9 protein-coding genes are annotated in these 12,116 nt (G+C 42.3%); 2 read left to right on the top strand and 7 right to left on the bottom strand.

Annotated features, from left to right (window positions below; genetic code table 11):
* Positions 1-48: 48 nt before the first annotated feature.
* Positions 49-546: a hypothetical protein gene (locus tag QUA10_RS27680; protein ID WP_333085726.1), complete on the bottom strand. Its 498-nt coding sequence runs from the start codon at positions 544-546 to the stop codon at positions 49-51.
* A gap of 209 nt (positions 547-755) precedes the next feature.
* Here QUA10_RS27680 and QUA10_RS27685 point away from each other — a divergent pair, with 209 nt between their 5' ends.
* Positions 756-1,019 carry a transposase family protein gene (locus QUA10_RS27685; protein WP_333086438.1) on the top strand — a complete coding sequence of 88 codons (264 nt, stop codon included), beginning with the start codon at positions 756-758 and terminating at the stop codon, positions 1,017-1,019.
* Between the two features lie 55 nt (positions 1,020-1,074).
* Here QUA10_RS27685 and QUA10_RS27690 read toward each other — a convergent pair whose 3' ends face one another.
* The 3 genes from QUA10_RS27690 to QUA10_RS27700 form a co-directional block, all read right to left on the bottom strand.
* Positions 1,075-1,644: a DUF1822 family protein gene (locus QUA10_RS27690; protein WP_333085727.1), complete on the bottom strand. Its 570-nt coding sequence runs from the start codon at positions 1,642-1,644 to the stop codon at positions 1,075-1,077.
* Positions 1,645-1,694: 50 nt separating this feature from the next.
* Complete coding sequence (locus tag QUA10_RS27695; protein WP_333085728.1) at positions 1,695-3,227, bottom strand: hypothetical protein; 1,533 nt, start codon at positions 3,225-3,227, stop codon at positions 1,695-1,697.
* 254 nt (positions 3,228-3,481) lie between these two features.
* Positions 3,482-3,670 (bottom strand): hypothetical protein, encoded by a 189-nt coding sequence (locus QUA10_RS27700; RefSeq protein WP_333085729.1) that lies wholly within the window; start codon positions 3,668-3,670, stop codon positions 3,482-3,484.
* Between the two features lie 297 nt (positions 3,671-3,967).
* On the opposite strand from QUA10_RS27700, the gene QUA10_RS27705 reads away from it, so the two are divergent.
* On the top strand, positions 3,968-7,474 hold the full coding sequence (locus tag QUA10_RS27705) for a WD40 domain-containing protein (protein ID WP_333085730.1): 3,507 nt from the start codon (positions 3,968-3,970) through the stop codon (positions 7,472-7,474).
* A 523-nt stretch (positions 7,475-7,997) separates the two neighbouring features.
* Here QUA10_RS27705 and QUA10_RS27710 read toward each other — a convergent pair.
* From QUA10_RS27710 to QUA10_RS27720, 3 genes are all read right to left on the bottom strand, one after another.
* Complete coding sequence (locus QUA10_RS27710; protein ID WP_333085731.1) at positions 7,998-9,491, bottom strand: IS5 family transposase; 1,494 nt, start codon at positions 9,489-9,491, stop codon at positions 7,998-8,000.
* A 294-nt stretch (positions 9,492-9,785) separates the two neighbouring features.
* The gene (locus QUA10_RS27715; protein ID WP_333085732.1) at positions 9,786-10,052 is read right to left on the bottom strand and encodes a hypothetical protein; all 267 of its coding nucleotides are present in this window, start codon (positions 10,050-10,052) and stop codon (positions 9,786-9,788) included.
* Positions 10,053-10,566: 514 nt separating this feature from the next.
* Positions 10,567-10,809, bottom strand: coding sequence for a hypothetical protein (locus tag QUA10_RS27720; protein ID WP_333085733.1), 243 nt, complete (start codon positions 10,807-10,809; stop codon positions 10,567-10,569).
* Positions 10,810-12,116 lie beyond the last annotated feature (1,307 nt).

Here is a 12,116-nt window from a genome sequence, read left to right on the forward strand (position 1 = left end):
CTCATCTTTTTTCACAGTTTTACTAGCTTTTTCATTTTCGCCCTTTTTTCATATATTTGCAAACGTGAGATGCACCCAAAATTTGACTGAACCATCCAAACTAGCAGTAGCGATTCTCCGGTCATCTGGGCTAAAATCCACATCCCAAACAGCATCTTTATGCCCTCTTAATGTCGCAATTTCCTTACCTTCACGAGTCCAAAGTTTGGCTGTTTTATCTTCGCTGGTAGAAGCGAGATTTTGACCGTCATGGCTAAAAACGACAGTGTGAACTCCATCGCTATGCCCCTTGAGCGTGGCGATTTCTTGACCTTCCTTGCTCCAAAGTCTCACTGTTTGATCCCAACTAGCAATAGCAATCCTCTGACCGTCCAGGCTAAAACTGACACTGTTTACCCCATCTGTATGCCCCTTGAGTACCGCCTTTTGATTGCCATCTACGCTCCAAACTTTGACTGCTTTCTCAGTAGTGCTAGTGGCGGCGATCGTCCGGGCTGAAACTAAAGCTCCATATCCAATCAGAGGGGTTATTAAAAGTTGCTCCACCGAACCTAGTATGTAAAAAACTTAATAATTTTTATAAAAATTAACTCTAAAATATAAAAATTAGGCGCTTGCAAAGCAATTATGTACTGACGTACAGGGATTTTTGTTATTTAATAAAATCAGAGCTGAGCAAAATTAAAATAAAAATTATAGCTAGGGCTTCCACTCCTCAACTTCATCTAATGACCAAACTCCTTAATATTTAGGGAGTGACCGTCAAAAATTATCAGATTATTGAAAATATAGAAATCACGATTTACTTAGATAATAACCACAAAAAAGCCATTTGTCCCCACTGTCGGAAGAAAACTGATAAACTCCATGAAAATCATTATTATGTAGTGAGGAATTTGCCATTTGGAGAGCAAAAAGTATATTTACAAGTAAATTGCCGTCAGATGGAGGGTGAAAGTTGCCCAAAAAAATTTAGTGAAGAGTTAGAATTTGTTAAAAAAACTAGAACCTATACATAGTATCTCGGCTCAAACCTCACCATTTGCAATACCGCAACGCAGTTGCGGTGAGCAGTTACGCTAAAACTACAGGTAGAGTCACAGCAACTGGTGCTAAGTAGCGACAGTATAACAGCAAGTGATGCGGTTCTGCATCAAATAAAGATAGGGATAGCTGGTAACAACCGTCTTGTAAAGCTTGCAAATTGAGCAAACTCCGATAATAATTTATTTGGTCGCAATGCAGAAAACCCCTGATAATTAGTTGTTCTTCTTCCTCTAATACTTCTAACACTGTATAAAAATCAGAGGTTTGTGTTCCAGAAGCGATCGCATCTTGAGGTATGCTCACCACTTCGTCTAGACAGTGTTCAACGGCAATTATACAAAGTTTAAATTCACCTACTTTCAGATAGCTGAAAGTGCCAATTTTATCTAGCGTAATTGTTTGATTGGGGAGGCTATCGATCAACCACTGCTCAAAACTTTGTACCGCGAGTGCACTCAGATAAGTTTGCCACTGGCGAGATTCACCTTTAACTAGCTCGCTCATTTGTTTTGCCATTTCAAAATCTTCGGGTTCCAGCCAAATAACTTCCGGTAATAGCAACCTTGCATCTGTTAAATTTCCCGAGGAACCAATCATTATTTTACTCCTTTTTTCGGTGATGCTATAATAGCATCATGCTATGGATGCTATGATGCTATGTTGCTAAAGTAAACCCGAAGCTGCTGAGCATACAAGCTGTTCATTTCGCGGTTTTTCCCCGCTCTAATTTCTTCGGCTGCTTCTTGGAAAAATTCCACATCAGCAAAAGCTTCAATTTGTTCAATCAAGTTTTTGAGATACTCGGGTTCAGGGGGAATTTGAGTCAAACCTTTTTCGTGAGCCTTGGCTATCGTAGAATCAAGAACTTTCTCCACAGTACGAGCGCGTACATTGTTGATAAGTTTTCCGGGATCTAATACTCGCCTCGCTTGATCCCAACTGCTCATTTCCAATAAAGGAACTATTTCTTTGAGAGACATTCCATGACAGTAATATAATTGTAAACCAGTAATAAATTTTCCAGCAAAAATGGCATAAGTTTTGCTTTTTTCTAATTTGGCAATGCAAGCGCTAATTTCTTGATCTATTGATTGAATTAAAGCTGACTTTAGCTGCTGGTGCAAGAATTCCAAAATTTCTTGTTCTTCCACATTTAATTCCTCTGTGGGAGCAAGAGGCAAATCCGGTCTGAGTACGTCGTTTCCAGTATCGGGGTCACGGATTTCCAAAGGTTCTCTGGAACTCCAAACGTCATACTCCTTCAACTGCACTGCTACCTGTTTTAATTCTGCTATCAACTCAATATTGCTCTTGACAGTGACATTTTGTTTCTGCAAGGCAGTTAGCATTTCTTGAAGTTGAGAATTAGAGGGATCGGGGCATTTTTGTACTCCCGCCGATCGGTGTTCGCGCCTGTCTCGGCGGTATACGGCATGAAATATGTTTATTAATTGGCGATCGTACTCTGATAAGCTTTCAACCTGTTTGGGTCTAGCTCGATTTAAAATTGCCCAGTCGCTCAGATGTTTAAACCCAAATTCTGATAAAAAGTTTTTAACTTCTGGATTTTGTTTTGTTTGCAAATAAGCCCAATTGTCTAAGCTCATGCTGGACGGTGAATCAGGCTTAAACGTCCGCAAGACCTCAACAGTAAAAAAATTATAATTAGTTGGTTTAGTTTTGCCGTTACCGTCCAATACAAGTTGAGTTTTTCTTTGGCTATCTAAAACAATTAAAGTTTTACCATCATCATTGAGCACCAACGGCAGCAAATCATTGTAAGTGAATCTTTTTTGACCGCCGAATAAACTGTCAATTTTTTGGCAAGCTTTGAGTATCGAGTAAGAAACATAGCATCTTAAACAAAGCCCAGCAGCAGCGCGCTTGGCTCTACTTATTCCACATTCTTGAGTGAAGAAAAAATAAAATAAAATTGATTGGACGTTCTGATTTAGATTGTTTTCAAAATTAAAAGCATTGTTTTGTGTATAATTTATAAGGATTTGATTTTCCAAAAAATCTTGCGCTTCAGGAATTAAACGATATTCATATCCAACGGTTTCCCTAGCCAAACTAATTCTGCAAAGTTCCCAAAATTTCCACAGCGTTGCACTTTCCCAAACAGGCAATTTTGACGGTTTGGCAGGATAGAAAATATCTAACGCTACACGATTAACCATTTATTTTCTCCTTTGTGTCGATAGACGTCGCCATAAGCTGTTTAGCATTTAAACTGCGTATTTCCGAGCCTGAAACTCTTTACTAGCTTAGATAGCGTCTGAGATTTAAATGGTAAACAGCTTACCTTCCCATAGAATGCTAGACATTAAAAGTTGTGTTTGACATAATTTTTGCATTTCGCCTTGATGGACACTGGATCTTCAACAAATTTTTCCAAAATTTTAAATTACGTCAACTGCTACAAAAATGCTAACTACAATTCGTCGAACATATTTTTAGCCTGCTCTATTCCGCCCCCCTCCTCACCTGTATCATCAAGATTGTAGGCATTAGGTACTCCATAAGCATCAAGGGCTATTCCTGATTTAAAAAAGAAGGCATTGTGACCCGAAAATTGCCAAACAGTATAATTATTAACTTCAAAAAGTTTTTGTTTGCCCATTTTTCCCCCTTTTAGTTTTCAGTAATTGAGTAGAAAAAATCAAGCTACGATAGCAAGTAAAACAAAACGTAGATCCCATTTTTTCTGTCAAAAAACTAAGAAGTATAGGGATTACGGTCTTCTACTTAGCTAAGGGGTGAAACTAAGGTTCATTGATGCAGGAATCAGGCTAGTGTCAGCTATAAATTCATTAAACTCGACTGCTAACTGAGTTACTGCCTGAGAATACCTGACTTGTCCTGACTTCGTGACTGACTTTGACTGTGTATAATTTCTAGAAATTGAGTGGGACAAGTTATGTCGAGATCGCTCAGGGTTCGTCAAGGGTTCATTGAACAAGTGAAATTGGCAATCAAGCGTAATGGCTTTCCCAGCCAAAGAGCTTTGGCTGAGGATGCGGGTTTGTCTCTAGCCACAGTCAGCAACTTCCTGACAGGTAAACCTGTTGACCGTGCGAGTTTTGTAGAACTGTGTCACAGATTGGTACTGAACTGTGAAGAGATAACACAACTGGATGTTGCAGTTCGCTTAGATGAAAAGCCTAAAGCAAGGATTGCCAACAAGCACCAAGACTGGGGAGAGGCGCTTGATGTATCACTATTTTATGGACGCACGGAAGAACTGACGACTCTAGAGCAATGGATTGTAACTGACCGATGTCGCCTAGTAACAGTGCTGGGCATGGGTGGGATTGGGAAAACTGCGATCTCCGCCAAGGTAGCGGCACAAGTACAGCATGAGTTTGACTATGTGATTTGGCGAAGTCTGCGTAATGCCCCACTCCTAGAAATGCTCACTTGTGACCTAGTAGCCTTTGTGTCTGACTTTCAAGAAACGTCTGCCAAGATAGGGCTGCTAATTCATTACCTACGCTCCAGAAGGTGCTTGCTGATTTTGGACAACATGGAAACCATTTTGGAGGCAGGTGAGGCAGGACAATTCCGCAACTGTTATGAAGGATATGGCGAACTGCTTAGAGTAATGGGAGAAACCCCCCACTCTAGTTGCATAATCCTCACCAGTCGGGAAAAGCCAGCTATTATTGTCGCCAATGAGGGTGATAAGCTGCCAGTGAGATCGCTACGATTGAGTGGTTCCCCCGAAGCCGCTCGCGCATTGCTCACTGCCAAAGGACTAACGGGTGATGAAATCCAAAAACAGCAGTTGTGCGCTCGCTACGGTCACAATCCTCTGGCCGTAAAAATTATATCCACCTCAATTCGAGACTTGTTTGACGGGGAAATTGGGGAATTTTTGTCTGAAGATACTTTTGTCTTCAATGGTATTCGGCGATTGCTAGACCAACAATTTGAGCGCCTTTCGCCTTTGGAGAAAAGCATCATGTACTGGTTGACGATTAACCGTGAAGGGACGGCGATTGCCGAACTCGAGTCAGACATGATGCCTGCGGTGCATCGGGGAAAAGTGTTGGAAGCTCTAGAAGCTCTGTGGGGGCGATCGCTGATCGAAAAGGCTGCACCTACGCTGCTGGCAAAGCAGTCTGGCCTCTACACGCAACAACCTGTGGTGATGGAGTATGTGACGGAACTCTTAATCGAGCTTTTTTATGAAGAAATTTCTACAGAAGAACCCGGATTATTGCTTAGCCATGCTCTGATGAAAGCAACGGCTAAGGACTATATCAGAGCTAGTCAGATTCGCCTGATTTTAGAGCCGATTATAGATAGACTACACGCTACATTTAGATCCCCGAAAAATATTGAAGATAAACTGCAAAGGATTTTAGTCAAATTCCAAAAAGAAGCTTCTGCTTCATCAGGCTACGGAGGCGGAAATATTATTAACTTATTGAGTCAAAGCAAGATTAATTTAGCCAACTATGACTTTTCTCATCTGACAATAAAGCAAGCCGACCTGAGACAAGTGAATTTGGCTGGTGTCGATTTCCAGAACACCGCTCTTGCTAAATCCGTATTTGCTGAAACCTTAAGTAGTGTTTTGTCGGTAGCTTTTAGTCCAGATGGAAAACTTTTGGCGACAGGCGATGTGGATGGTCTGATTCGCCTATGGCAAGTGGCGGATGGTCAACAACTTTTGACATTGAAGGGGCATACGGGTTGGGTATGGGCAGTCACCTTCAGTCCCGATGGTAATACTCTAGCCAGTGGCAGTAATGACACCTCTGTGCGGTTGTGGGATATTGCTGAAGGCTACTGTATAGGGGCTTTGCACGGTCACACCAGTGGAGTCTGGTCGGTTAGCTTCAGTCCAGATGGTAATACTTTAGTCAGTAGCTCTCAAGATTCCTCAATCCGGCTGTGGGATGTTGTCTCCCACTATAACTGCCTCAGAGTGTTGCATGGTCATACGGAGGGGGTATGGGCAGTCACCTTCAGTCCAGATGGTAACACTCTAGCTAGTGGCAGTAATGACTCGTCAGTTCGGCTGTGGGATGTAGGTGACGGTGAAGACTTAAGAGCTTTGCACGGTCATAGCAGCGGGGTACGCGCAGTTAGCTTCAGTCCAGACGGTCAGACTCTGGCAAGTGGCAGTAATGACTCCTCGGTGCGACTGTGGGATGTACGTGAGGGTGAAGCCTTAAAAGCTTTGCAGGGCCACACCAGTGAGGTACGCGCAGTTAGCTTCAGTCCAGACGGTCGTACTCTGGCAAGTGGCAGTAATGATGCCTCGGTGCGATTGTGGGATGTCGCTGAAGGAGACTGCATAAGAGCTTTATACGGCCATAGCGCTGGGGTACGCTCAGTAGCTTGGAGTCCCGATAGTCAAACCCTGGCTAGTGGTAGTTACGATCAAACAATTCGGTTATGGGATGTGCCACAAGGTAGGTGCCTCAAAACTTGGCAGGGTAATAGTAGTGGGATACGCTCGGTCACCTTCAGTGCGGATGGTCAGACTCTAGCCAGTAGCAGTTTAGATTCCCTAGTTCGAGTGTGGGATGTCGTTGAAGGTCGCTGTGTAAGAGCTTTGCACGGTCACACCAGTGCGGTATACTCGGTCAGCTTTAGTCCGGATGGTCGTACCCTGGCTAGTGGCAGTGACGATTCTTCAGTGCGATTGTGGGATGTGGCCCACGGTCAGTGCCTACTAGCATTGCCAAGTCACACCTGGGTGCATTCAGTAGCTTGGAGTCCGGATGGTCTTATCTTAGCCAGTGGCAGTAATGACGCCTCAGTGCGGTTGTGGAATGTAGTGCAAGCTAGCTGTGTTAAAACTTTGCACGGTCACACCAGTTTAGCCCCCTCAGTAGCTTGGAGTCCCGATGGTCTTACCTTAGCTAGTAGCAGTGCTGACCAAACAGTTCGGTTATGGGATGTTGCCGAAGGTCACTGCATTAAAACTTTGTACGGTCACACCGATTGGATATGCTCAGTAGCTTGGAGTCCCGATGGTCTTACCTTAGCCAGTGGCAGTAATGACTCTTCGGTGCGGCTATGGAATGTACTGCAAGATAGCTGCCTCAAAGTTTTGCACGGTCACATTGGTGGGGTATGGGCAGTAGCTTGGAGTCCAGATGGTCTTACCTTAGCCAGTGGCAGTGCTGACCAAACAATTCGGTTATGGGATGTTGCCGAAGGTGACTGCCGGCAAGTTTTGCACAGTCACACCAGTTGGGTGCGCTCAGTAGCTTGGAGTCCGGATGGTCTTACCTTAGCCAGTGGCAGCCAAGATGAGACTGTCAAGCTTTGGGATGCCAAAACAGGTGAGTGCCTCAAAACCCTGAGAGCTGATCGGCTCTATGAAGGCATGAACATCACAGGTGCGATAGGATTAACGGAAGCGCAGAAGGCAACCTTGAGGGCCTTGGGGACAGTGGAGGATTAATGAGGAAGGAGTTTTATCCTTAGACGGAATCTTACCTCACACCCTTTAAAAGTTGCATTTCAAACCCCCATCAGTGGGGCGCTCGGACTTGAGCCAAGGTTCGCTACATGACTACAAGGTCAGTGAAACCTCTAGCAAATCGAAGGCTTTCTGCTGTAAAGAACTCGGTATCGTTAGTTTTAGGACTTACGCATTGACAAATCAGCCCAAATATGAAGCAAGTGCTAAAATTACGAAATTCCTTTGGCAGGTAAAGTTTTGACCATCACAAACAATTGCAAAAAGCCCTTAAATGTAGAGTTTTTGCGAGGATATTAATAGGAACTTAGCGGTTAGTTAATATTCAGCTTTTAGACCTACTTTTTGATTCAGGTAATGCAGAATAAAATCACGGGCTACTTCTAACGATAAATTTCTTTGAATTTCATACCAATTATCAATCAATGCCTCTGCCCTCATCAATTCTAATTGGGGCTTGCTGAATAATCGATCGCTTTCCCAATAACAGAAGCGATCGATATATTCAACCAGAGTTAAATATGAGTTTTTCCGGCTTCAATTTGAGTAAAACATAAGTGTAGATTATATTAAACCCAAAAACAGGCATTGCTTTCCCCGAACGGCATAAAAACACAAAAAAAACCCGGCGCCACCAGGTAGAAAGGTTCATTACTAAAAAAGTAATCGCAATGGCTGTTTGCGAGGTATTGTCAAGTTTTGTCATTACCAGATTCAGGCCAAATCTTCGTTTGCCTTGCCCAAATTTGCCCTCAATTGCCTGACGAATCCTCTCATCTTCTTTAGCTTGCTTCTTTTTTGATTTACTGACGGTGGCTGGGGGTCTTCCCAAGGGCGGTCCACTGATTCTAATTCCTCTTTCTTTGCACCAAGCTCGGTTTGATCTTGTTCGATAAATGCGATCTGCATGAACGGACTCTGGATAATATCCTGTGAACCTATGATATGCTTCTACTTGTGCTTTTAAGTCCCATGATTCGTTAAAGTTATCCCAGCTCATCCGGTCTAAAAATACATATCCTTCAAAACAACTGGCTGATAGTTTGGCTCCAAACTCTACGCTTTTTCCGGCTTTTCCTCTGACTATGGGACGGATATGGGGTTGGCTTAAACTTACTATTCTATCCTCAATGCTCTGTTTATTGTTATCAAATAACCATTGCTGTTGGCGATAGACTTCTGTGAGGACTAGCAAGGTTTTATATTGCTTTTTATTCAGACCTTCTAGGCTCGCACCCGCATCAATTAGCTGTTCAATATGAGCTAAGTTTCTTTTGATATATTGAAGTTGTTTTTTAATTGCCTGTCTTTTCTTAGTGCGGGATGGTCTTCTTTGTTTGGCTATTAATAAGTAATTTTTTCGGGCGAGATTACGGTAGGTTATTGGTTTTTTCGCGATTTGACTTTTGAGCTGTTTATACAGGATATCTATCATTTTTTCGGTATGAACTCTGGCTCTGTTTAATAGTCCTAAGTCTGTCGGATAACTAATATCGGCTGGAGCACAGGTTGCATCTATGATTAGTTTTCCGCGATTGGGTGACTCATTTTTGGCGTCCGAATCCTTTTTTTTTTCTGGTTTGACTGGCGTGATGGAGCGAATTTTTTCAACCATTCGTTCGTTAACTTTATTAATTAGATTCGGACTAATTCTTTGGCGAAAATGAACTAATAGAGATGGGTCAAAGGGTAGCTCGTTACTGTAGCTTGATTGACCAATAAAGTATTGTAGATAAGGGTTTTCACGGATCTGTTCTACTGTTTCCCGATCGCTAATTCCTAATTTTTCCTTAATTATTAATGCCCCCAACGCCATGCGAAAAGATTTTGCAGGGGCTCCCATTTCTGTGGGGAAGTTTTCAGCATATTCTGCTTCAAACTCTGACCACGGAATGAGTTCGGCCATTTTTACCCAACGGTTATCTGGTGACAACCTTCCACATGAGGGGAGTTCAAAGTCGGAGGGTGATAGGAGAGCAAGCTCAGCTTTTCTGTACACGAGCGCAAATGGTGATGCACGGGTTTTGACCTATTTTACCTGTTTTTCACGGCGATGACGGACGAGCGCGCGATCGCATAACCCAGCCCTCGTAAATCTTTTGGCCTTTATTCAGCAAGCCCTATTTAGACTCCGCTAAAAGAAAATATGTGTACTTGGATAGGTCGCAGAGTGCGGTGGATGGCTTAGTTCTGGTTCTAATATTTTTTCTCTCCTGATAACTTGAGCAATTTTACCCAATCCTGTTTTTTTTAGGAATTGAATTCACCTCTATTCCAGATATACACAATAGAGTTATTTTGTCAATGCGTAAGTCCTAAGTTTGTCAAAGCTAGCTGAAACACCCCCCAATTTAGGCTGCACCTGGTTTTTAGTAATCGTCGCCAAATTAGTCAGCAATGTCCGAAAACTTTGAACTGGAAAACACTCAGAATTACGTTTGGTTGAAGCTTTCCGCCTAGCCGAAGTCTCAGATTTATTCGGGACAACAACTGAAGTAGGTTCCAGAGGCTCTAACCAGTCTTCCTCCTCAAATAGCAGCGGCGCTAATCTCTCGCGCATATGCTATTCCACATAATAAGCCAACAAGCACAAAAACACGTGCGTTCGGATTCCAGAAACTAAACAATGGTAAATCGGACACACCTTCAAATCAATACTTTTATAACAGCGAAATGCTTGCTAGACTTGAGACAAACTTTTATAAGCCTTCACCGTTGAGGAGTCATCTAAGACCGACTCTGAAACCGAAGTGCGAATCACATACATCCCATGTAAATTGCTGACGCTGCAATTTTCTCACTGTTTCGTTCGTAGCTGAAACTTTGGTCGGTAATCGACCGATTAAAATGCTTAGCTACTTGGTAGCGATTGATAATTTTCCCCACTCTCACCACAATTTTTTCGGATCCCGTTAACCCACGTTTAGAACGATTTGTTGCCGCGACGATTTTGTCTAATTCTTTCTCCGTTGCTTGTAGCAGTGCTTCCCTAGTAGCAGCTCTTTCTAGGGCTAAAAACGGATTGACCCCAGCGATTAACTTCTCTCCTGGATAATCTAGGGATTGAATGGCAGCTAAATCTTTTTGGTCAAACAGTGACAGTTGTATCGCAAGAGTGTTCTACCAACTCTCGGATTTGCGGCGCTCTCAATGCTGTAATGAGCGTCTAAACCCTCTACCCCCTTTAATTTTTTTTCAATCCCTGCACTCGTAAGTACACCTCGATCGCCCACCAATACTAACCGTTGAATGCCAAACCGAGTGCGAACTTTTTCTAGGATCGGACTTACAGCAGATTGCAGGTAAATAGAGTACATGTAGAGTACACTTAAAATAAGGGCGTTGCTGATTTATGGTATGAAAGGCTAAATATGCAAGTCATATAAACCAGTCTCCACAAAGCTTCTGGCTTTTTAAATTATTTTTTTTATACCCTAATTCAGCAACGCCAAAATAAATATATTAGCAGTAGCAGTAATGAAACCATTACCAATCGAACTTCAAGAAAAAGTGGTCAAAGCTTACAATCCGGGTAACACATCAAGCACGAAAACTAGCTACCAGATTTGATGTGAGTAAGTATGAGTGTTGAACGACTATTAAAGCGCTACCAACTTACAGGAGATATCCAACCACAACGTCGGCGGTGGAAACCAGAAAAGTGAGTTGAATGGATATTCAAGCCAACTTCATGAGCTGGTAGAAAAATATCCTGATAGCACATGAGTCAGAATATTGTGAATATTGGGGTAATATTTACGGGCAATGGATAAGTCCTAGTACCATGTGCCAAGAATTAAAAAGGCTGGGGCTAAAAAACAAAAAAAGACGCTCTTAGGCAGTCAAGCGGCGACAGATTGGGTGCAAAAGTTAAGAGGAGAATACTGGGAAAAAGTGAAAAATATAGCTCCAGAGAACCGGGTTTTTCTGGATGAAATGGGGGTTTTACTCGGTTTAACTAGAAAGTATACTCGCTCACTTCACGGCACTCCTAGTATGTGATTTTAAACTCTTTAATCGTGGTGTAAACATCACAGCAATTGGAGCTATTAGTATAAAAAGTTGCTAGCATTAATGACAATAAATGACTCAAGGTATGCAAGGCATTTGAATTGTTTATAGAAAAAATTTTACTGCCGAAATTGTGGGTAGGAGCGGTAGTAGTAAGGGATAATTTACCACCACGTAAAATAGCTTCAATTGCACCGATGATTCAAGCAGTTGGCGCAAATATTATTAACTTATCACCGTATTTTCCCGATTTAATCCCATTGAATTAGGGTAATCGCAACTTAAGTCTTTTCTGCGTAAGTTTTCTCCAACTACAACAAAAATGATTGATACATTAATTGCCGTCGCACTAGATTTAATAAATCCTCAACATCTAAAAAACAGGTTTACTAAATGCTGCTACTGTCATCTATAAACTTGCAATCTGCTGTATGATGTGAATGTAGCGGCAAACCCCCCGTGGTTGCCCCTATCCATAGGATTGTTGCGTCCAGGACTAACTACACTTAATTAGTTCGGGACGCATAAACTCTATCGGGTGCATCTCACGTTTGCAAATATATGAAAAAAGGGCGAAAATGAAAAAGCTAGTAAAACTGTGAAAAAAGATGAG

Origin of the sequence: Microcoleus sp. Pol8_D6 (genome assembly GCF_036700965.1) — a bacterium.
In the GTDB taxonomy this organism is placed as follows: Bacteria; Cyanobacteriota; Cyanobacteriia; order Cyanobacteriales; family Microcoleaceae; genus Microcoleus.